This is a genomic window from Micromonospora parva (genome assembly GCF_040649675.1).
In the GTDB taxonomy this organism is placed as follows: Bacteria; Actinomycetota; Actinomycetes; order Mycobacteriales; family Micromonosporaceae; genus Micromonospora; species Micromonospora parva.
This window is the reverse complement of the sequence record NZ_JBEZFX010000004.1, coordinates 221,210-241,145: the sequence shown is the minus strand read 5'-3', so window position 1 is coordinate 241,145 and position 19,936 is coordinate 221,210. Positions and strand designations below refer to the sequence as shown.

The 19,936-nt window shown below is 71.7% G+C and carries 20 protein-coding genes; 9 read left to right on the top strand and 11 right to left on the bottom strand.

What is annotated here, in order from left to right:
* Nucleotides 1–141 precede the first annotated feature (141 nt).
* Together AB0C03_RS12345 and AB0C03_RS12340 are read right to left on the bottom strand one after the other, a co-directional pair.
* On the bottom strand, nt 142–375 hold the full coding sequence (locus AB0C03_RS12345; RefSeq protein WP_030337751.1) for a sulfurtransferase TusA family protein: 234 nt from the start codon (nt 373–375) through the stop codon (nt 142–144).
* Nucleotides 372–1,523, bottom strand: coding sequence for a cysteine desulfurase family protein (locus AB0C03_RS12340; protein ID WP_210858812.1), 1,152 nt, complete (start codon nt 1,521–1,523; stop codon nt 372–374). The genes AB0C03_RS12345 and AB0C03_RS12340 overlap by 4 nt, the downstream gene beginning before the upstream one ends.
* A gap of 348 nt (nt 1,524–1,871) precedes the next feature.
* On the opposite strand from AB0C03_RS12340, the gene ctaC reads away from it, so the two are divergent.
* Both ctaC and AB0C03_RS12330 read left to right on the top strand, forming a co-directional pair.
* Nucleotides 1,872–2,843 carry an aa3-type cytochrome oxidase subunit II gene (ctaC, locus tag AB0C03_RS12335; protein ID WP_030337749.1) on the top strand — a complete coding sequence of 324 codons (972 nt, stop codon included), beginning with the start codon at nt 1,872–1,874 and terminating at the stop codon, nt 2,841–2,843.
* A 9-nt stretch (nt 2,844–2,852) separates the two neighbouring features.
* The gene (locus AB0C03_RS12330) at nt 2,853–3,278 is read left to right on the top strand and encodes a cytochrome c oxidase subunit 4 (RefSeq protein ID WP_030337748.1); all 426 of its coding nucleotides are present in this window, start codon (nt 2,853–2,855) and stop codon (nt 3,276–3,278) included.
* 181 nt (nt 3,279–3,459) lie between these two features.
* On the opposite strand, the gene AB0C03_RS12325 is transcribed toward AB0C03_RS12330, so the two are convergent.
* The 4 genes from AB0C03_RS12325 to AB0C03_RS12310 form a co-directional block, all read right to left on the bottom strand.
* Nucleotides 3,460–3,663, bottom strand: coding sequence for a hypothetical protein (locus tag AB0C03_RS12325; protein ID WP_357636488.1), 204 nt, complete (start codon nt 3,661–3,663; stop codon nt 3,460–3,462).
* Nucleotides 3,664–3,949: 286 nt separating this feature from the next.
* A complete protein-coding gene (gene trpD, locus AB0C03_RS12320; protein ID WP_357636485.1) occupies nt 3,950–4,993 on the bottom strand; it encodes an anthranilate phosphoribosyltransferase in 1,044 nt (347 codons plus the stop codon).
* A 91-nt stretch (nt 4,994–5,084) separates the two neighbouring features.
* Nucleotides 5,085–5,480, bottom strand: coding sequence for a response regulator (locus AB0C03_RS12315; RefSeq protein WP_030337745.1), 396 nt, complete (start codon nt 5,478–5,480; stop codon nt 5,085–5,087).
* A 102-nt stretch (nt 5,481–5,582) separates the two neighbouring features.
* A complete protein-coding gene (locus tag AB0C03_RS12310; protein WP_435823370.1) occupies nt 5,583–6,515 on the bottom strand; it encodes a cytochrome c oxidase assembly protein in 933 nt (310 codons plus the stop codon).
* Nucleotides 6,516–6,623: 108 nt separating this feature from the next.
* On the opposite strand from AB0C03_RS12310, the gene ctaE reads away from it, so the two are divergent.
* The 5 genes from ctaE to AB0C03_RS12285 all read left to right on the top strand — a co-directional run bounded on the left by ctaE (nt 6,624) and on the right by AB0C03_RS12285 (nt 11,799).
* The gene (gene ctaE / locus AB0C03_RS12305) at nt 6,624–7,223 is read left to right on the top strand and encodes an aa3-type cytochrome oxidase subunit III (RefSeq protein WP_030337743.1); all 600 of its coding nucleotides are present in this window, start codon (nt 6,624–6,626) and stop codon (nt 7,221–7,223) included.
* A 70-nt stretch (nt 7,224–7,293) separates the two neighbouring features.
* A complete protein-coding gene (qcrC, locus tag AB0C03_RS12300; RefSeq protein WP_030337742.1) occupies nt 7,294–8,130 on the top strand; it encodes a cytochrome bc1 complex diheme cytochrome c subunit in 837 nt (278 codons plus the stop codon).
* Between the two features lie 64 nt (nt 8,131–8,194).
* Nucleotides 8,195–9,283, top strand: a complete 1,089-nt coding sequence (gene qcrA / locus AB0C03_RS12295) for a cytochrome bc1 complex Rieske iron-sulfur subunit (RefSeq protein ID WP_030337741.1) — start codon at nt 8,195–8,197, stop codon at nt 9,281–9,283.
* Complete coding sequence (gene qcrB / locus AB0C03_RS12290) at nt 9,280–10,911, top strand: cytochrome bc1 complex cytochrome b subunit (protein ID WP_030337740.1); 1,632 nt, start codon at nt 9,280–9,282, stop codon at nt 10,909–10,911. Before qcrA ends, qcrB begins: the two co-directional genes overlap by 4 nt.
* A gap of 195 nt (nt 10,912–11,106) precedes the next feature.
* Complete coding sequence (locus AB0C03_RS12285) at nt 11,107–11,799, top strand: DUF4142 domain-containing protein (RefSeq protein ID WP_030337739.1); 693 nt, start codon at nt 11,107–11,109, stop codon at nt 11,797–11,799.
* A gap of 105 nt (nt 11,800–11,904) precedes the next feature.
* On the opposite strand, the gene AB0C03_RS12280 is transcribed toward AB0C03_RS12285, so the two are convergent.
* The 5 genes from AB0C03_RS12280 to AB0C03_RS12260 all read right to left on the bottom strand — a co-directional run bounded on the left by AB0C03_RS12280 (nt 11,905) and on the right by AB0C03_RS12260 (nt 17,408).
* A complete protein-coding gene (locus AB0C03_RS12280) occupies nt 11,905–12,192 on the bottom strand; it encodes an Lrp/AsnC family transcriptional regulator (RefSeq protein WP_030337738.1) in 288 nt (95 codons plus the stop codon).
* A 78-nt stretch (nt 12,193–12,270) separates the two neighbouring features.
* A complete protein-coding gene (locus AB0C03_RS12275) occupies nt 12,271–13,140 on the bottom strand; it encodes a nucleotidyltransferase family protein (RefSeq protein ID WP_030337737.1) in 870 nt (289 codons plus the stop codon).
* The gene (locus AB0C03_RS12270) at nt 13,137–13,679 is read right to left on the bottom strand and encodes an NUDIX hydrolase (protein WP_030337736.1); all 543 of its coding nucleotides are present in this window, start codon (nt 13,677–13,679) and stop codon (nt 13,137–13,139) included. The genes AB0C03_RS12275 and AB0C03_RS12270 overlap by 4 nt, the downstream gene beginning before the upstream one ends.
* 53 nt (nt 13,680–13,732) lie before the next feature.
* Nucleotides 13,733–15,526, bottom strand: coding sequence for a RelA/SpoT family protein (locus AB0C03_RS12265; protein WP_030337735.1), 1,794 nt, complete (start codon nt 15,524–15,526; stop codon nt 13,733–13,735).
* A gap of 127 nt (nt 15,527–15,653) precedes the next feature.
* A complete protein-coding gene (locus AB0C03_RS12260) occupies nt 15,654–17,408 on the bottom strand; it encodes a DEDD exonuclease domain-containing protein (protein ID WP_030337734.1) in 1,755 nt (584 codons plus the stop codon).
* 127 nt (nt 17,409–17,535) lie between these two features.
* Between AB0C03_RS12260 and AB0C03_RS12255 the strand changes: the two genes are divergently transcribed.
* Nucleotides 17,536–18,984 (top strand): NYN domain-containing protein, encoded by a 1,449-nt coding sequence (locus tag AB0C03_RS12255; RefSeq protein ID WP_357636477.1) that lies wholly within the window; start codon nt 17,536–17,538, stop codon nt 18,982–18,984.
* A 204-nt stretch (nt 18,985–19,188) separates the two neighbouring features.
* On the top strand, nt 19,189–19,908 hold the full coding sequence (locus AB0C03_RS12250; protein WP_030337732.1) for a DinB family protein: 720 nt from the start codon (nt 19,189–19,191) through the stop codon (nt 19,906–19,908).
* Nucleotides 19,909–19,936: the final 28 nt, after the last annotated feature.

The window sequence follows — 19,936 nt, the reverse complement described above, 5'->3', positions numbered from 1 at the left end:
CTACCCCGCCCTACCCCGCCCCCGCGATCTTGCACTTTCTGTTGCCGTCTCGCGGCTCATGCGCCCTTTTGTCCCCGCAGAAACCGCAAGATCGCGGGGCGGAGGGGGGTCATGGGGGACGGGGGTGGGCTGTGGGGTGGGTCAGTGGGTGCGGCGGACGTCGTAGGCGGGGCCGTCGGGGCCGGTGATGGCGCCGAGGAACTCCTGGCCGCGCATCCGGCACCAGGCGGGGATGTCCACCGCCGCGGCCGGGTCGTCGGCGAGCACCCTCACCACCGCGCCCACCGGCACCTCGGGCATGCGTCGCGCCGCCGCGATCACCGGCAGCGGACAGCGTTGGCCCCGGCAGTCGATCACCTCGTCCGGCATCGTCACAGCCCCACCACCCCGGCCTCCGCGCGCAGCCCCGCGACGATGTTCGGCAACTCGGTCAGGAACCGCTCCACGTCCGCCTCGGTCGTCTCCCGGTGCAGGCTGACCCGCACGTTGCCGTGCGACAGCACCCCCATCGCCTCCAGCACGTGCGACGGCCGCAGCGTGGACGAGGTGCACGACGACCCCGACGACACGGCGAAACCCCGCCGGTCCAGGGCGTGCAGCAGCGCCTCGCCGTCGACGTACAGGCAGGAGAAGGTCACCAGGTGGGGGAGCCGGAGCACCGGATCGCCGACCACCTCCACGTCGGGCACCTCCGCCGCGACCCGCTCCCGGATCCGGTCCACCAGCGGCGCCAGCCGGGTCGCCTCGGCCGCCGCGTCGGCCGCCGCCGCCCGCAGGCTCGCCGCCGCCGCCACGACCGCGGGCAGGTTCACCACCCCGGGGGTACGTCCGCTCTCCCGCTCGTCCGCCGGCCAGGGTGACTCCCAGCGGGTGCCCTTGCGGACCGCCAGCACCCCCACCCCGGGTGGCCCGCCCCACTTGTGGGCGCTCGCCGTGAGCACCGACCAGCCGGCCGGCACCGGCACCCGACCCACCGACTGCGCCGCGTCCACGTACAGCGGCACCCCCACGTCGGCGCACGCGGCCGCCGCCTCCGCGACCGGCTGCACCGTCCCCACCTCGTGACTGGCGGTGATCAACGCGGCCAGCGCGACCCCCGGGGCCCGCACGGCGGACGACCAGGCGGTCAGGTCCAGCCGCCCCGACCGGTCGACCGGCACCGCGCTGGCGGTCCCGCCCGCGCCGACGTGCCGCTCCGCCGCGTGCAGCACCGCCGAGTGCTCGATCGCCGAGTGCACCAGCGTCGACCCGACCCGGTGCCGCCCCGCAAGGCCCCCGAGCACCGCGCCGTGGGCCGCTGTCGTACCGCTGGGGGTGAAGGACACCTCGTCGGCGCGGACGCCGAGCGTCGACGCGGTGGCCTCGCGCGCGGCGTCGAGCAGTTGTCGGGCCCGGCGGGCCTGCGTGTACAGCTTGCCCGGGTCGGCCCAGCCGTCGTCGAGCGCGGCCAGCAACGCCTGCCGCGCGACCGGATGCATCGGCGCGGCGGTCGCCGCGTCCAGGTAGACCGGGGATGCGCTCACGGTGCCACCTTTCGTTCGCGGCTGCGGGGCTCGCAACCCCGGCTCACTCCTCGCGCTCACAGGTCGGTCTTCGTTCGCGGCTGCGGGGCTCGCAACCCCGGCTCACTCCTCGCGCTCACAGGTCCGTCTTCGTTCGCGGCTGCGGGGCTCGCAACCCCGGCTCACTCCTCGCGCTCACAGGCCCGACGGTATCGCGGCGGTATGCCTAGGTTCCCCCCGATGGGGGGCGGACAGTGACCCCACCACGGCCGAGTCCGTCATGGTCGAGTAATCTGCGACCGTCGGTGACGCCTTTGCCGTCGGTGCCGAGGAAAGACGCACCGCGGCGCGCTAGGGAGGCAGGACCAGGTGGTCGCAAGGAGTTCGGAGGTACGGCCGTCGGCCGTACGGCACAGCGCTTCCCCAGGGGCCGGTGGGCGCCGGCGGCGCGGTGCTGGTCGGCTGGCCGGGCTCGGTCTCAGTGGCGTCGCGCTGCTGGTCCTGCTCACGGGCTGTGACGTTGGAGCGGCGTTCGACGGCTTCGGCTGGCCGCAGGGGGGCATCTCGGCCGAGTCTCGGCGGATGTACGACCTGTGGATCGCCTCCTGCATCGCCGCCCTCGCGGTCGGTGTCTTCGTGTGGGGTCTGATCTTCTGGTGTGTCGTGCGCTACCGCAAGCGCGGCAACGCGCTGCCGGTGCAGACCCGCTACAACATGCCGATGGAGTTCCTCTACACCATCGCGCCGATTCTGATCGTCTCCGTGCTCTTCTACTACACGGCGATCGTGCAGACCGACGTGGACAAGCTGTCGAAGAACCCGGACGTCACGGTCGAGGTCGTCGCGTTCAAGTGGAACTGGCAGTTCAACTACCGCGACGGGCAGGGCCCGGACGCCAAGACCACCGCGTCGACGCTCGGCACCAGTGAGGTCATCCCGGTGCTGGTGCTGCCGACCGACCGGTCCATCCGGTTCGAGGAGACCAGCCGCGACGTCATCCACTCGTTCTGGGTGCCGGAGCTGCTCTTCAAGCGGGACGTCATGCCGGGCAAGATCCGCAACGTGTTCGAGGTCTCCAGCCTGGAGGCCGAGGGTGCCTACGTCGGGCGCTGCGCCGAGCTGTGCGGCAGCTACCACGCGTTCATGAACTTCGAGCTGCGGGTGGTATCGCCGGAGAAGTACGACCAGTTCCTCGCGGCCAAGCAGAGCGGCAAGTCCACCCAGGACGCGTTGTCCGCGATCGGTGAGCAGCCGTACGCGGTGACCACGGAGCCGTTCGACACGCGGCGGACGCAGGACAACTTCAACCCGGACAAAGTTCCGGCCCGCACCGGAAGCTGAGGCAGCGGCATGAAGACCGAGTGGCGTATCTTCCTGATCATCGCCGGTTTCCTCTTCGGTGCCACCATCCTCTACGGCGCCTGGACGAACGGGCAGTCGGGCGGCATCGAGTGGGTCGGCACCGTAGCCCTGCTGCTGTCGTTCCTGCTCTGCTCGATGTGCGGTGGCTTCTTCTGGTTCGTCTCCCGCCGGATCGACCTGCGCCCGGAAGACCGTCCGGACGCCGAGATCGCTGACGGCGCTGGCGAGGTCGGCTTCTTCAGCCCGGGCAGCTACTGGCCGTTCGGTCTGGCGCTGGCCGCCGCGATCGCCGCGCTCGGCCTGGTGTTCTGGCAGTACTGGCTGATCGGCGCCGGCCTGGTGGCCGTTGTCCTCGCCGCCTGTGGGCTGCTGTTCGAGTACTACAGCGGCACCCGGCGTACCGCCGAGCACTGACCCACACCCGGTCGCCATCGCGACCGACCCCGCACGACGAAGGCCCGTTCCCCGGTGGGGGAGCGGGCCTTCGGTCATGCTCGACCCCGGTCGAGCGGCGCTGGCGGTCAGTCGCCGGATCGGGCCGGGCGGCAGGTCAGGCGGCGTGACGCTGGCCGTCAGATGGCGCGCCGGTGGGCGGTCAGGCGACTCGGCGAGGGGCGGGCTGGCGGTGGCGGACGGTCAGTCGGGTGACCGGGAAGGCGATCGCGCCGACGACCACTGCGGCGCCGCAGTCGGTGCAGATCAGCTCTGGACAGTCGGTGCCGTGGCCGTCGACGCAGGGCGGGGCCTCGAACAGCGCCACGCCCTCGCAGAGGTCGCAGTAAAGCTCGCGGTGCGACACGGGCGTCTCCTCTCGATCACCAGGCCGGCCCGCCCGGATGCGACAGCGACGCACCGACGGCGGCAGAGAACTACTCAGCTGTAGTTTCCCAGACGGGTCCGACAAATCCCCGCGCACCGTCGCCCACTCGTCGGCCGCCGGTTGTGATCCACTCGACTTCCTTGAAATCGGGGTGTCCGGGCTTCCGGGACACCGCAGATTCAAGGAAGTCGAGTCGATCACCCCCCGGAGTCCGCCCGAAGACGGCGCCGACGGGCCAGGCGCCGACGGGGCAGGCGCCGACAGGTCAGGCGGTGGCGATCGCGATCCAGCGATCCAGGGTCGCGGCGGCCGCGCCGGAGTCGATCGACTCGGCCGCGCGGGCCAGACCGGCGCGCAGCGCCTCGGTCAGGTCGCCGTCCAGCGGGCCCTGGGTGGCCAGCGCCGCCGCCGCGTTGACCAGGACCGCGTCCCGGACCGGGCCCGTCTCACCGGCCAGCAGGCGACGGGCCACGCCGGCGTTGTACGCGGCGTCACCGCCGCGCAGGTCCGCCAGGGTGGACCGGGGTACCCCGAGGTCCGTCGCGTCCAGCACAGCCTCGCGTACGGTGCCGCCCTGGGCCGCCCAGACCCGGGTCGGCGCGGCGGTGCTGAACTCGTCCAGGCCGTCCTCGCCGCGCATCACGATCGCCGAGTCCCCACGGGCGGCGAACACGCTGGCCATCACCGGGGCCATCCGCAGGTCGAAGCAGCCGACCGCGCCGGCCCGGGGGCGGGCCGGGTTGGTCAGCGGGCCGAGGAAGTTGAAGAAGGTGGGCACGCCCACCTCGCGGCGGACCGGGCCGGCGTGGCGCATCCCGGGGTGGAACCGGGCCGCGAAGCAGAACCCGATGCCGGCCTCCTCGACACAGCGGGCGACCTGCTCCGGGCCGAGATCCAGGGGGATGCCGAGGAACTCCAGCAGGTCGGCGGTGCCGCACAGGGAGGAGGCGGCCCGGTTGCCGTGCTTGACGACACGGACGCCAGCACCGGCGACCACCAGCGCCGTCATCGTGGAGATGTTGACAGTGTGGGCGAGGTCACCGCCGGTGCCGACCACGTCGAGCGCGGTGCGGCGCAGTTCGTCGGGGAGCGTCACCGGGACGGCTCGGCCCAGCATCGCCTCCACCAGGCCGGCCAGCTCCGCGGGAGTCTCGCCCTTGGCCCGCAGCGCGACGGCGAAGGCGGCGATCTGCGCCGCGCTGGCCGAGCCGGTCATGATCTCGTCCATCGCCCAGGCGGTGTCGGCGGTGGAGAGTTCGTTGCCGCGCAGCAGCGCGTTGAGCAGGTGCGGCCAGGTCCGATCGCCCATGGCGGGCCTCCCGAGCATGCGAAGTGCGGGTGGGCTGGAACCGGCGCCGAGGAGTTCCGGCGCCGTGGGGGTGCCGGAGGAGCGTGGGACGTCAGGCGGGTGCGTGCGTCCGCAGCAGCTCGGCCACCGTGCCCCCGGTGGTCACCGGGTCGAGCGGGTGCACCAGCACCGCGTCGGCCTCGGCGTACGCGGCGAGCCATCGGTCGGCGGCGCGCGCGATCACCAGGCAGGTCGGGGGAGCGTCGTCCCGGTCGTCCTTGACCTGTCGGGCGATGCCGATGCCGCCGCCCGGGCTCGCCTCACCGTCGAGCAGCAGCAGGTCGATCTCGTAGTCGTCGACCAGCCGGATGGTCTCGGCGTAGGTCGACGCGTCGACGAACTCGATCTGCAGACCGGGCGCGGGTCGGGTGCCGACGGCCATCCGCATGCGGTCGCGGACCTGCGGGTCGTCGCTGTAGAGCAAGACGGTGCAAAGACGATCGCTCATGTCGGCACTCCCACCTCGTAGCTGCCCGGAGATCGTACCGGGCGGCGTGATGTAGCCGACATCCCGCCCGGCGGCACCCGTCGGGGCGTACGTCCGGGCAGCTCAGGCGGGCGTGGCGTCGGCGGCGCGGTCGCGGGCCTCGTCGCGGGCCTCCTGGCGGTCCAGTTCGCGGTCGACCCGGCGGGCCTCCCGCTCGGACTGCTTGACCCACTGCACCACCAGCACGGCGAGCATGGTCACACTGACGAACTCGCCACCGGCCCAGAGGATGCCCCCGGCGACCACCTGGTCCTGCCAGGGGTCGACCCAGCCCAGGTTGAGCGACGGGTACCAGTCGCCCCCGAAGAGCGTGCTGCTCTGCATGATGGTGAGGCCGAGCACGGTGTGGAACGGCACGGAGAGCAGCATCAGCAGGGCGCGCGCCGGGTAAGGCCAGCGGCCGGGCAGCGGGTCGAGGCCGAGCAGCGGCCAGAAGAACACGCAGCCGGTCATGATGAAGTGCGCGTGCACCAGCTCGTGCGCCCAGGCGTGTTCCAGGGTATAGCGGTACAGATCACTGAAGTAGAGCACGAACGGGTTGACCACGAAGATGGCGAACGCCACCAGCGGGAAGCTGTAGACCCGGGCGACGCGGCTGTGCACGATCGCGAGCAGGCGCTTGCGCGGCCCGACCGGCAGGGTCCGCAGGGCCAGGGTCATCGGCGCGCCCAGCGCCAGGAAGATCGGCGCCACCATGGACAGCACCATGTGCTGGATCATGTGCACGGACAGCAGCGCGGTGTCGTACGCGTGCAGCCCGCTGACCGTGACGAGCGCGATGCCGCCCAGCCCGGGGCCGAGGAAGAACACGGTTCGGATGACGGGCCAGCGGTCGCCGCGCAGGCGCAGCCGGTACACCCCGTAGAGGTACAGGCCGGCGGCGAGCACCAGGCCGAGGGCCAGCCAGCTGTCCAGGCGGGTCTCGCTCAGCACCGCGCCGACGGTGAACGGCGGCGGGGCCGAGGTGGCGGCGAAGATCGGATCGACGTGCAGCACGCTTTTCAGGCTAGGCCAGGCGAACCGGACCCCGACGCTGGGGCCACGGAAGGCGCAGGTTTGCCACCCCGCTGATCGCCGGCCCCGGTCAGGGGCAATAATGACGGCGTGACTGCGGCCCCAGCCATTGACAAGAGCCGGATCCACTCTCTGACCCGACCGAACATGGTCAGCGTCGGGACGATCGTGTGGCTCTCCAGTGAACTCATGTTCTTCGCGGCGCTGTTCGCGATGTACTTCTCGATCCGCGCGGCTGCGCCGGAGCAGTGGGAGAAGCACACCGAGGCGCTGAACATCCCGTACGCGACCACCTTCACGGTGATCCTGGTGCTGTCCTCGGTGACGTGCCAGCTCGGCGTCTTCGCGGCGGAGAAGGGTGACGTGCACGCGCTGCGGCGCTGGTTCACCGTCACCTTCGTGATGGGCCTGATCTTCGTCCTCGGCCAGCTGAACGAGTACCGGCACCTGGTCGCCGACGGCATCAAGATCAACGAAGACGGGTACGGATCGGTGTTCTACCTGACCACCGGCTTCCACGGCCTGCACGTGACCGGTGGTCTGATCGCCTTCGTCATCTTCATGGTCCGTACGACCATGGGCCGGTTCACCCCGGCGCAGGCGACGTCGGCGATCGTCGTGTCGTACTACTGGCACTTCGTCGACGTCGTGTGGATCGGGCTGTACGCCATGATCTACTGGCTCCAGTGATCTTGCGCGTCACATTCCGCGCTGCTGCTCCGTCCCCTGAGACAGGTCCAACCGGTTAAGGACACCGCTCATGACTTCTGACAACGACCGCCGACGCGGTCTGCTCGCGCGGTTGCGTGAGCGGCCCGCCGCGCGCAGCAGGGGCCGCCGCCGGCTGGGCGCCGCGGTCCGGCTGATCGCCGCGCTGATGCTCGCCGGCGGCGCATACACCGTCTTCGCCCCGGGCGCCCAGGCGCAGGACAACCCGCAGCTGACCGGCGCCGCCGCCGAGGGCAAGGCGTTGTTCGACGTGAGCTGCGTGACCTGCCACGGCCGCAACGCCCAGGGCGTCGAGGGCCGCGGGCCGAGCCTGATCGGCGTCGGCGCGGCATCGGTCGAGTTCCAGGTCAGCTCCGGGCGGATGCCGATGGCCCGCCAGGAGGCCCAGGCGCACCGCAAGCCTCCGGTCTTCACCGACGAGCAGACCCGCCAGCTGGCCCAGTACATCCAGGAGCTGGGTGGCGGCCCGGTCGTTCCCGAGGGCGACGACCTCCGCGAGGACGGCAACATCGCGGCCGGCGGTGAGCTGTTCCGGATCAACTGCTCGCAGTGCCACGCGTTCGGTGGCGGCGGCGGTGCGCTCTCCTCGGGCAAGTTCGCCCCGAGCCTGCACCCCGCGACCGACCGTCAGATCTACGCGGCGATGCTGAGCGGCCCGCAGAACATGCCGGTGTTCGGCGACAACCAGCTCCGGCCGGAGCAGAAGGCCGACATCATCGCCTACATCCAGGAGACGCTGAAGCACGACCAGGACCCGGGTGGGTTCAACCTCGGACGGTACGGCCCGTCCACCGAGGGCCTGGCGATCTTCCTGGTTGGCATCGTGGCGCTCGTCTTCGCTAGCCTGTGGATTGCGGGCAAGTCGTGACCGAGCAGGCCATCCGATTCAGTGCTGTGGTGCCGCTCGGCGCCACCCGTAGCGAGGTGACGGCATGAGCCCCCACACCGAGCACCAGGCCTCGCAGGGCCCGGCGCCGCTCGACGTGAACGACCCCAAGCTGACCCGGTTCGACATCGTTCGTGAGGGTGCGCGCCGGGACGACATCGAGATCGTCCACTACGAGCCGCAGGTGCTGCCGGGCACCAAGGCGGAGCGTCGGCTGACCCGGGTGGTCGCCGGCTTCTTCCTGATCACCGGTCTGGCCGCGACCGCCTTCCTGGCCATCTACATCTGGTGGCCGTGGCAGTACGAGGCCGGCCGGGGCGGCGACAAGTTCTACACCCCGCTGCTCGGCTTCACCCTCGGCGTGGCGCTGCTCGCCGTCGGCTTCGGCATCCTGACCTGGGGCAAGAAGTTGCTGCCCAAGGAGGTCTCGATCCAGGACCGGCACGAGGGCCAGGTGGACTCCGAAGGCCGCACCATCACCGGCCAGACCATGCTCTACATGGCGGACGAGCTGGGCGTGAAGCGTCGCCCGCTGCTCGGCATCTCGCTGCTGGCCGGTCTCGCGCCGGTCGCCGCGGTCGCCGCGGCGCCGCTGGTCGGCGGTCTGATCTCGCAGCCGCACAAGAACAACCAGATGTTCACCACCGGGTTCGCCACGGCCGAGGGCGGCCAGCGGATCCGCCTGGTCCGCGAGGACGGCCGGCCGATCCGCCCGGCGGACATCAGCACCGGTGGTCAGCTGACCGTCTTCCCCGGCATCGACCACGGCGTGAGCAACAAGCACGCCGACTCGCCGACGCTGTTGATCCACCTCCGCGACTCGGACGCGCAGGAGTCGCGCCGGGCCAACGAGCGGATCGGCCACGGTGACTACATGTGGGGCAACTACGCGGCGTTCTCCAAGATCTGCACGCACGCGGGATGCCCGGCCAGCCTGTACGAGCAGCAGACCAACCGGCTGCTCTGCCCGTGCCACCAGTCCCAGTTCCTGATCACCGACAACGCCCGGCCCGTCTTCGGCCCCGCCAGCCGGCGGCTGCCGCAGCTGCCGATCGAGGTGGACTCCGAGGGCTTCTTCGTGGCGAAGTCCGACTACACCGAGACCGTCGGGCCTGATTTCTGGGAGCGGCCATGAAGCGTCGAAAGTTTGACCTTGCGGCGACGCCGGGCAAGGCAGCGGTGGGAGTGGACGACCGCTTCGCGGTGGCCACCCCGCTGCGCAAGCTGCTGAACAAGGTCTTCCCGGACCACTGGTCCTTCCTGCTCGGCGAGATCGCGCTGTTCTCGTTCGTCGTGCTGCTGCTGACCGGTGTGTTCCTCACCTTCTTCTTCGAGCCGGCGATGACCGAGGTGGTCTACGACGGCAGCTACGCGCCGTTGCAGGGCACCCCGATGTCCGCCGCGTACGCCTCCAGCCTGGACATCTCGTTCGATGTCCGGGGCGGTCTGGTGATGCGGCAGATGCACCACTGGGCGGCGCTGCTGTTCATGGCCGCGATCGTCGTGCACATGCTGCGGGTCTTCTTCACCGGTGCGTTCCGCAAGCCGCGTGAGACCAACTGGATCATCGGTTCGCTGCTGTTCTGGGTCGGCTTCCTCGCCGGCTTCACCGGCTACTCGCTGCCGGACGACGGCCTGTCCGGCACCGGCCTGCGGATCGCCTCGGCGATCATGCTGTCCATCCCGGTGATCGGTTCCTGGGTCACCTCGTCGATCTTCGGTGGCGAGTTCCCGGGCACGATCATCATCAGCCGGTTCTTCATCGCCCACGTGCTGCTCATCCCGGGTCTGCTGGTCGCGCTGATCAGCGTCCACCTGGGCCTGGTCTTCAAGCAGAAGCACACCCAGTGGCCCGGCCCCGGCCGGACCAACAACAACGTGGTCGGCGAGCGGATGTTCCCGCGGTACGCGTTGAAGCAGGGCGGCTTCTTCATGGTCGTCTTCGGCGTCATCGCGCTGATGGGCGGTCTGTTCCAGATCAACCCGATCTGGCTGTTCGGCCCGTACGAGGCGTGGGTGGTCTCGGCCGCCAGCCAGCCCGACTGGTACGTCATGTTCCTCGACGGCTCGACCCGACTCATGCCGGCCTGGGAGATCAACATCCCGATCGGCGACGGGTACGTCATCCCGCCGCTGTTCTGGCCGACGGTGGTGCTACCCGGCATCCTGGTGGGCCTGTCGACGATGTACCCGTTCCTGGAAGCCCGGCAACTCAAGGACCGCAAGAGCCACAACCTGCTCGAGCGTCCCCGGGACGCCCCGGCCCGGACCGCCGTCGGCGCCATGGCCGTCGCGTTCTACGTCGTGCTGACGCTCTCCGGCGCCAACGACGTGATCGCGGACAAGTTCCAGATCAGTTTGAACGCGATGACCTGGGCCGGCCGGATCGGCCTGCTGGTGGCCCCGCCGTTGGCGTACTACGTCACCTACCGGCTCTGCCTGGGTCTGCAGCAGCACGACCGGGAGGTGCTCGCGCACGGCGTGGAGACCGGCATCATCCGGCGCCTGCCGGACGGCCGGTTCGTCGAGGTGCACCAGCCGCTCAGCGCGGCCAACGGGCACGCGGACGGCCACGGCCAGCTCGACTACGTCGGCTGGGTCGTACCGAAGAAGATGAACCGGCTGGGGGCCCTCGGCCCGGCCATCCGGGGCTTCTTCTACCCGATCGAGAAGCCGGTCGAGGCGCCGGTCTCACCGGGGCACCCGCCGGTCGAGCCCCGGCCCGAGCGCGAGGAGGTCGGCAGCGGCGAGAGCCGCCACTGACCGCCCAGTCGCACCGTTACGTGGCGCCCGTCGGATTCCGGCGGGCGCCACGTCGTATCCGCACCCTCCCCGCCCATCCGACCAGGAGTCGGACGGGCACGGCAGGACCGGTCGACCCCGCGCGCCCGGGGGATCGCAGGAATAACCCCGGTGAGCCGGGTATCCGTGCGGTCCAACGTCTCAAGGGGGGGAAGCATGTTGGGTATCAAACGCCTCGGCCTGTTGGCCGCGCTGGTACTGGTCGGTGTCGCGCCGGCCGCGGCCGCGCAGGCCGCGGCACAGCCGTCGACGCAGGACACCCAGTACCTGCAGGCGGTACACCAGGTCAACCTGTTCGAGATCACCGCTGGTGACCTCGCCCAGCAGAAGGGCAAGGACCAGGGGGTCAAGGACCTGGGCGCGATGCTGAAGACCGACCACACCCAGCTGGACCAGACGGTGCAGCAGACCGCGTCGCAGCTCGGCGTGGAACTGCCGAACGAGCCCAGCGCCGACCAGCAGGCGGTCATCGACAAGCTGAACAACGCCAGCGGCGCGGAGTTCGACCGGCTCTGGGTGACGAGTGAGCTGGCCGGCCACGTCCAGGCCATCCAGGCCACCCAGACGGAGATCTCGCAGGGCTCCGAGCCGTCGGTGGTCCAGCTGGCGCAGACGGCGCTTCCGACGCTGCAGACGCACTACGACGAGTTGGTGGCGCTCGCCAACAAGTTGGGCATCCCGGTTCCGCAGACCAGCGCCAGCGGTACGCCCAGCCCGGGCGGCACCGGCACTGAGTCGCCGGCTCCGGGCGGCACCGTCACCGAGTCGCCGGCTCCGGGTGGCACCGTCACCGAGTCGCCGGCTCCGGGCGGTGGCTCCACCGAGGTACCGGCTCCCAGCGAGAGCTGACGTAGCCACAGCAGACGGCCGGTCCACCCAGCGGGGTGGGCCGGCCGCCCTGTGCGCTTGACGCGCCGCCGTGCGGCCGGCGTGGGCCCGGCAGCGGTGAGCGGGTCAGTCGGCGCCGGCCAGGCCGATCGCGAACGCCTCCTCCAGGTCGTGCTGGGAGTACGCCCGGAAGGCGATGTGCGACTCGGTGTTGAGCACACCCTCGACCTTGGAGATGCTGCCCGCGATGACCTGGGCGATCTGGTCGAACTCGCGGACTCGGACGATGGCGATGAGGTCGACGTGCCCGGCCACCGAGTAGACCTCGCTGACACCGGGAAGGTTGGCCAGGTTCTCCGCCACCTCGGGGATCGCGTCGGTGGCGCAGTCGATCAGCACGATCGCGGTGATCACGGGGCATTTCTCCGTTCGTCGGCGTCGTCGCCCATGCTAGATGTTCCGGCCCGGGACCGGAGGCGGGAGCCGGCGCGCTCAGCCCTGGGCGGCGCAGGGCACCGTCAGGTCGCTCCCGGCCCGGATCACGTTCTCCAGCCGCTCACCGGCGCGTACTGTCGTGCCCGGCCACACCACAGTGCGAAACACGTCGCCGTCCACCCGCGCGCCAGCGCCGACCACGGACTCCACGCAGCGGCCGGTCACCGTCGCGGACTCCGCGACGAGAGCGCCGCCGGCGGCGGCGTGCAGGTTGGCCGCCAGGTAGTCGGCCGGGGTGCCGGTGTCGAAGAAGGTGCCCGGATAGGGCACCACCGCCAGGGCGCCCGCCGCCTCGGCCGGCCGCCACACGGCCCGGACCAGGTCCGAGAAGACGACCGGCAGGTCCCGGACCAGACGCCAGGGCAGCAGCGAGAAGCCGGTGAAGCAGTGCCCGGCGAAGGTGCCCGGCGCCGCCGGGTCCGCGGCGGGCTGGCCGAGCAGGCGTACGGTGTGCCCGTCCCAGCCGTCGAGCAGTGCGGCCACGTCCGGGCCCGGGGGAGCGGCCGGGTCGGCGAGGTACGCGTCGGCGTTGCCGACCAGCACCGGCCGCCCGTCGATCCAGTCCCGCAGCCTGGCCACCCCGCCCGCGGTGCCCAGCGGGTCGCCCGGCTCCACCGACAGGTGGGCCCGGTCGCCGACGTGCTCCACGATCTGCTCGCCGAGGTAGCAGGCGTTCACAGCGACCCGGTCGGGACCGGTCAGGCCGAGGCCGGCCAACCGCTCCAACGCCCGATCCAGCAGGGGCACGTTGCCCACCGGGCAGAGCGCCTTGGGCACCCGTTCGGTGAGGGGGCGCAGCCGGGTGCCCTCGCCGGCGGCGAGCACCACCGCGCACAGCTGCGCCGGCACACCGGCCGCGCCGGTCACGGGGTGTCGTCGGGCACCGGTGGCGGGAACTTCCCGGCCAGCGGCCCGATGTCGTAGTAGGCGAGCAGCCGGGCCGTCGGCCAGGTCAGCTTGGGCAGGTCGTCCAGGGGGTGCCAGGCGGCCTCGAAGACCTCCGCCCCGTCGACGGTCAGGTCGGTGCTGGACGCCGGCACGTCGGCCTCGAAGACCATGTCCACCCAGCCCTTGGCGTGCACGATCGCGTTCGGCACCGCCGGGCGCAGCCGGGACGGCGGAAGCCGGATGCCGGACTCCTCGAACAGCTCACGGGCGGCGCCGACCACCGGGGCCTCGCCCCGGTCGAGCAGGCCGGCGGGGAGGGACCACGCCTTGCCGGGCGGCTGGCGCAGCATGAGCAGCCGACCCGCGCCCGTCGCTTCGGAGTCACGGACCAGGGTCACCGCGCCGACGACGTACTTGGGCACCGCCAGCCGGACCAGACGCCGGCGCACCGGCAGCGGCAGCCGGTAGAAGGCCTGGTAGAAGAGGGCCCGACCGGTGGCGCGGGAGCGGGGGATCATGACTCCAGGCTAGTGGTCGCGAATGTCCTTCGGACGCGCTGGGGCTCGTCGGGTCACTGCCGATGGTCGACCAGGTCGATGAGCTGGCGGACCACGGTGTCCGGTTCGATCACCCGGTCGAAGACCGCGACCAGCAGGGTCTCCAGGTCGGGGTAGCCCAACTCCTCGGAGAGGCGCAGCAGCGGCAGGTCACTGGCGAGGCCCCGGTTGTGCTGACGCAGGGCGAGCCCGATGGTGGCCCGGCCGAGGCGCACCTTGTCGCTGATCGTGATGCCCGGCTCGGTGTGCTCGGCGAACCACCTGTTGATCTGCATCTGCGCGTTCGGCGACTTGACGAAGCTCAGCCACTCCCGGCGGGGGCCCCGCGGCGCCACCCCGGCCTCGAAGCCGTTGTCGCCGTCGTTCTCGGTGAAGATCTCCACCACGTCGCCCTCGTCCAGCTCGGAGCTCAGGGGGGCGAGTCGACCGTTGATGCGGGCGGCGAGGCAGTGGTCGCCCCGCTCGCTGCCCAGCTCGTAGGCGAGGTCGACGGGCGTGGCGCCGGCCGGCAGCACGATCTGCCGCCCGTCGGCGAAAACCTGGATCTGCCCCTCGGCGAGGTCGCAGCGCAGCGACTCGTAGAACTGTGCCGGGTCGGCGGCGTCCGGTTCCCAGTCGAGCACCCGGCGCAGCCAGTCCAACTGCTCGGCGCGGGCCGCGGCGCCGCCGTTGCCCGAGCGCGGGAAACGGAAGTCGGCGGCGATGCCGTACTCGGCGGAGCGGTGCATCTCCTCGGTGCGGATCAGCACCTCCACCGTGCGGTCCTGCGGGCCGCAGACGCTCGTGTGCAGCGACCGGTAGAGGTTGTTCTTCGGTGACGCGATGAAGTCCTTGAAACGGCCGGGCACCGGTCGCCAGGTGCCGTGGATCGCGCCGAGCGCGGCGTAGCAGTCGGTGGCCGGGCCGTCGACCACCACCACGATGCGGGGCAGATCGTACGGGGCGGTGTGGCCGCCGGCGATGGTGTCCTTCCAGATCGAGTAGAGGTGCCGGGGGCGGGGGCTGACCTCGGCGTCGACCCGGCTGCGCCGCAACGCCACCCGGGCCCGGGCGACCACCGAGTCGAGGTACGAGTCCCAGCCTGGCCGGTCGTGCACGTGCCGGGCCAGCCGGGCGTGCTCCTCGGGCTCCAGGTGCAGCAGCACCACGTCGTCCAGCTCGCGCTTGAGGGTCTGGATGCCCAGCCGGTCACAGAGCGGGACCAGCACCTCCTGGGTCTTGCGGGCGATCCGTTCCCGCGACGACGCGGAGCGCACCCCGAGGGTGCGCATGTTGTGCAGCCGGTCGGCCAGCTTGATGATCAACACCCGGACGTCCTTGGCGGCCGCGACGATCATCTTGCGGATCGTCTCCGCCTCGGCGGCCTTGCCGTAGAACGCCTTGTCGAACTTGGTCACCCCGTCGACCAGGTGGGCCACCTCGCCGCCGAAATCCTCGGAGAGCGCCTGGAGGGTGTAGCGGGTGTCCTCCACGGTGTCGTGCAGCAGCGCGGCGACCAGGGTGGTGGTGTCCATTCCCAGCTCGGCGCAGATCTGCGCCACCGCGAGGGGGTGGGTGATGTAGGGCTCACCGCTCTTGCGGAACTGCCCGCGGTGCATGTTCTCCGCGATCGTGTAGGCGCGGCGCAGCACCGCGGGATCGGTGCCGGCGTGGATGCCCCGGTGGGTGCGGACCAGTTGGGTGACCGGGTCGGAATCGGTGGTGGGCCAGCTGAGCAGCGACCGCAGCCGGCGGGCGAGCGGCAGCTCACCCGGCTGTGTCGGCAGGGCGCCCCCCAGGGCGGCGCCGTGTCCGGCGTCGACGTCCACGAGGGACACCTCCTCACCCCGGCTCCGCGTCACCGGAAGCCGGCGGCGGGAGCAGGCCCACGAATCGGGCAGGACTGCACTTCTCTAACAGCCTAAGCGAGTCGACGTAGTCCGATCGGTCAGTTGGTCATGAGCGTTCGGTCGAGAGTTGGTGGGACGCGCCGCTCTCGGCCTTCGCCAGCAGGTCACGGAACCGGCCCGCACCACTGGCCGGAGAGGACCAACCGGAGGACATCTCGACGAGTCGGGTCTCCGGCCGCTCCAACCAGGACAGGATCCGCTCGGACTCCTCGGCGGTGGCGGCCGGCACCGGACCGTGCCCGCCCGACACCGTCTCGGCGGTGGCCCGGATCGTGGTCAGGGTGGGCCGTGGGTGCACGCCCGGCGGGGAGACCCCCGCGCCGGCCAGCCGGCCGTGGCGGACCAGCGCCAACTCCCAGCCGCCCCGGGCGGCCGGCCGGGCCGCGGCCAGCTCCACGATGCCGGTCAGCGCGGCCAGCCGCTGCATCCGCACGGTGGCCCGCAGCACGGCGGCCAGCCGGGAGCGCACCACGGCGGCCTCCTCGTAGCGCTGGTCACGGGAGAGCACGTCGATCCGGGCGAGCAGCGCGTCCACCACCGGCTGGGGGTCGCTGGCCGTCGCCGCGCGGAAGGGCGCGACGGCGCTGTCGTCGTACTCCTCGGGGGTTATCTTGTGCTCGCAGGGTGCCGGGCAGCGACCCAGCTCGGCCAGCGCGCAGGCCGGCGTGACGGTGCGCAGCGAGAGCCGGTGCGTGCACTGGCGTAGCGGCACCGCGTCGTGGAAACCGGCGGCGGCCAGCTCGGCGGCGCGCCGGGAGGTAAACGGTCCGAGGTACGCGGTGTCGGTGGGGGAGAGGTCGCGGACGATCGACAGCCGAGGGTACGGACCGTCGGTCAGCTTGAGCCAGACCATCCGTTCCGGGTATTTGGACCGGCGGTTGTACGGCGGGGCGTGGGCGGCGATCAACCGCAGCTCACGGACCTCCGCCTCCAACGAGTGGGCGCACTCCACCGCCTCGACCCGCTCGGCCGCGCCCAGCATCTCGGAGATCCGGGCGCGTTTCTCGCCGGCGGTGAAGTAGCTGCGCACCCGGGTGGCGATGTCGACGGAGGTGCCCACGTAGAGCGGTCGGTCGTCGGCGGCCCGGAAGATGTAGACCCCGGGGACCTTGGGCAGCCCCTCGGCCAGGTGCCGTTTGCGGCGCTGAGTCGGGGTGACCGCGCGGGCGAACTCGATGGCGTCGCCGACCGTGTCCACCCGGTGCCCGCCGAGCCGGCCGATCAGTCCGTGCAGCACGTCGACGGTGGCCTTCGCGTCGTCCAGGGCCCGGTGTGTCGGTTGGGTGCTGGTGCGGAAGTAGGCGGCCAGGGTGCCGAGCTTGCGGTTGGGCACCTCGTCGCGGGTCAGCACCCGGCGGGCCAGCGCCGCCGTGTCCAGCACCCGGGGGTTGGGCCAGCGGTAGCCGTGCTTCGCGCAGGCGGCCTTGAGGAAGCCCACGTCGTACGGGGCGTTGTGGGCCACCAGCACCGCGTCGTCGATGAACTCCAGGAAGCTCGGCAGCACCTGCTCGATCGGGGGCGCCGGCACCAGCATGGCCTGAGTGATCCCGGTCAGCACCGTGATGAAGGGCGGAATCGGCTGCCCCGGGTTGACCAGTGTCGCCAACACCCCCAACTGCTCGCCACCGCGCACCTTCACCGCGCCGATCTCGGTGATGCCGCCGCCGTCCGGCGCGCCGCCGGTGGTCTCCAGGTCGACCACCACGAAGGTCGTCGCGTAGAGCGGCAGGGCCGGGTCCACCCCGCCCACCGCCGGGTCGAGACCGGCAAGTGACTCCTGGACGTACTCCGCCTGTGCCATCGGCGGCACGCTAGCGCCCCGGTGCGACACTCCCGTCGCAGCGGTCCCATCCGTCACCATGGGGCTAGGATGAGAGATCGGCTCACTCACCGGGCGGTGGGCCCGGTCGCGGTGGGAGACTTGCCACATGCCCCTCACCGAGCCGTTCGACGATCACCTCCCGCAGGAGGATCCGGTCGCGCTCGACGGTGTGGGCAACCCGGACGACAACGTAGTCAACGACCCATCCGACGCACCGGAGTCGAGGACGGACGACGGTGCCGCCGCCGAGCCCGAGCCGACCCTGCCCGAGCCGGTCCGGCAACGGATCGTGACGCTGACCGCGGCGGTGCTGCCCACCCTCCCCACCGACGAGGTGCCGGTGCCGTTGCGCCGGGTGGCCAAGTTCGCCCCCAACCGGCGCGCCCGGCTCGGCGCGCCGGTCATCGCCGCCCAGCTCACCGCCGACCCGCTGTTCCGGCAGCGGGTCACCGCGCGGGTCCTGGCCGACGCCGGTGACCTCGGCGCGGCAGTGGTCGAGGGCACCGCGCCGGCCGCCGCCGACCCGGTGGAGGTGGCCGCGTTGGCCTACCTGGCCCGGCCGCGGGGGTGGCGGGAGCTGATCGACGCCAGCGGCGCGGCCGTGCGCGCCGAGGCGGACAGCGCCGTCGTCGCCGAGCTGGTCCGCGAGGCCGAGCAGCGGGCCACCCGTGCCGAGCACGATCGCGCGGTGGCCCGGGTCGAGGCCGACAAGCTCCGCGACGAACTGGCCCGGGTCCGCGAGGAGCTGGGTCAGCTCCGCGAGGAGTCCCGGCAGCTGGCCCGCACCCTGCGGGAGACCCAGGCCCGCGAACGGAAGGCCACCGAGATGCTGGCCACCGAACGCGGCCGGGCCGCCCGCGCCAGCGCCGACGTGGACGCCGAACTCCGCCGCGCCCGGGCCCGGCTGGCCGAGGCCGAGGCCGCCGCCGGGGTGGCGCGGGCCAGTGCCAAGGAGGCACGCTCGGTCGACGACGCCCGGCTCTGGCTGCTCCTGGAGACCATCGGCCAGGCCGCCGTCGGGCTGCGCCGGGAGCTGGCGCTCGACCCGGTCGACAAACTCCCCGCCGACTTCGTCGCCGACGCGTTCGCCGAGCAGCCGGGCAGCGCCCCGGCCGGCCCGGCCACCCGCGCCCGCGACACCGACGACCCGGCCCGGCTCGACCAACTGCTCGCCCTGCCCCGGGCGCACCTCGTGGTGGACGGCTACAACGTCACCAAGCGCGGCTTCGGTGAGATGTCCCTGGAGCAGCAGCGCAAACGCCTCATCACCGGGCTGGGCGGGATCGCCGCGCAGACCGGCGACGAGGTCACGGTGGTCTTCGACGGCGCCGAGCGGATGCACGGGCTGCCGCCCGCACCGCGCGGGGTGCGGGTGCTCTTCTCCCGCAAGGGCGAGACCGCCGACGAGCTGATCCGGCGGCTGGTCCGCGCCGAACCGGCGGGCCGGCCGGTGGTCGTGGTCTCGTCGGACCGCGAGGTCGCCGACGGGGTACGCCGGCACGGGGCGTACCCGTTGGGCGCGGACTCCCTGCTGCGGCGGCTCGCCCGGTCCTGACGTCCCCGCCACACGCTGGTTTCCATCCGTACATCCGGACTCCGGCGTCGTGATCGACACGAGTTCCATGATGTCGGGGTGTCCGACCGGTTGGGATGGCCCATGGTCCTTGAACCCGGTCGATCCTGCTCAATCGATTGTCGGGTGGTCCGCTGTCGTACCCGAGGGCTAACGTCGCCGCTGTCGTCGGCGGAGGGAGTCACCATGGCACGGGACGACGTCACGGTCTTCGTCGACCAGGATCTGCGGGGTGCCCGGTTCAACAGGTCGACGCTGGCCGGTGCGGTGATGCGCGGCGTCGACGTCGATGGTCTGGACATCGACGCGCCGTGGCTGGCCGAGGGCACATTGCTGATCAACGGCGTCGATGTCGTGCCGTTGGTCGAGGCCGAGCTGAACCGGCGCTTTCCCGGGCGCGACCTCCGGCGGGCCGAGAACCCGGACGACCTTCGGGCGGGGTGGGCCGCGCTCGAACGGGCCTGGGCGGCGGCTGTCGACCGGGCCGTGTCCATGCCCGAGGGTGCTGTCGACGTCTCGATCGACGGAGAGTGGTCGTTCGCGCAGACGCTGCGCCATCTCGCGTTCGCCGCCGACGCCTGGTTGGGAAAGGCAGTCCTGCGCCTGCCGCAGCCGTTCCACCCGCTGGGTCAGTGGCACGCCGAGTATGAGACCGACGGCTTCGACATGTCGGTCTTCGCTACCGAGCAGCCGACATTCGACGCGGTCCTCCAGGTGCGGGCCGAGCGGCAGGCCATGGTGCGCGAGTTTCTGGCGACCGTCACGCCGGAGGTGCTCGCCGAGTCTCGGCCGAGCGCCTGGTGGCCCGAGCACGTCGTGTCCGTCCGGCACTGCCTGCACGTGATCTTTCAAGAGGAGTGGCAGCACCTCCGCTACGCACTGCGTGACCTCGACGCGCAGGGCTGAAACCCAACCCCGACGACCGGGCGGACGC

Coding starts and splice junctions, on each gene's coding strand:
- AB0C03_RS12250 (WP_030337732.1), top strand. CDS start 19,189: ATGGCACGGGACGACGTCACGGTCTTCGTCGACCAGGATCTGCGGGGT.
- AB0C03_RS12330 (WP_030337748.1), top strand. CDS start 2,853: ATGAAGACCGAGTGGCGTATCTTCCTGATCATCGCCGGTTTCCTCTTC.
- qcrB (WP_030337740.1), top strand. CDS start 9,280: ATGAAGCGTCGAAAGTTTGACCTTGCGGCGACGCCGGGCAAGGCAGCG.
- qcrA (WP_030337741.1), top strand. CDS start 8,195: ATGAGCCCCCACACCGAGCACCAGGCCTCGCAGGGCCCGGCGCCGCTC.
- AB0C03_RS12255 (WP_357636477.1), top strand. CDS start 17,536: ATGCCCCTCACCGAGCCGTTCGACGATCACCTCCCGCAGGAGGATCCG.
- AB0C03_RS12285 (WP_030337739.1), top strand. CDS start 11,107: ATGTTGGGTATCAAACGCCTCGGCCTGTTGGCCGCGCTGGTACTGGTC.
- AB0C03_RS12315 (WP_030337745.1), bottom strand. CDS start 5,480: ATGAGCGATCGTCTTTGCACCGTCTTGCTCTACAGCGACGACCCGCAG.
- AB0C03_RS12270 (WP_030337736.1), bottom strand. CDS start 13,679: ATGATCCCCCGCTCCCGCGCCACCGGTCGGGCCCTCTTCTACCAGGCC.
- AB0C03_RS12260 (WP_030337734.1), bottom strand. CDS start 17,408: ATGGCACAGGCGGAGTACGTCCAGGAGTCACTTGCCGGTCTCGACCCG.
- trpD (WP_357636485.1), bottom strand. CDS start 4,993: ATGGGCGATCGGACCTGGCCGCACCTGCTCAACGCGCTGCTGCGCGGC.
- qcrC (WP_030337742.1), top strand. CDS start 7,294: ATGACTTCTGACAACGACCGCCGACGCGGTCTGCTCGCGCGGTTGCGT.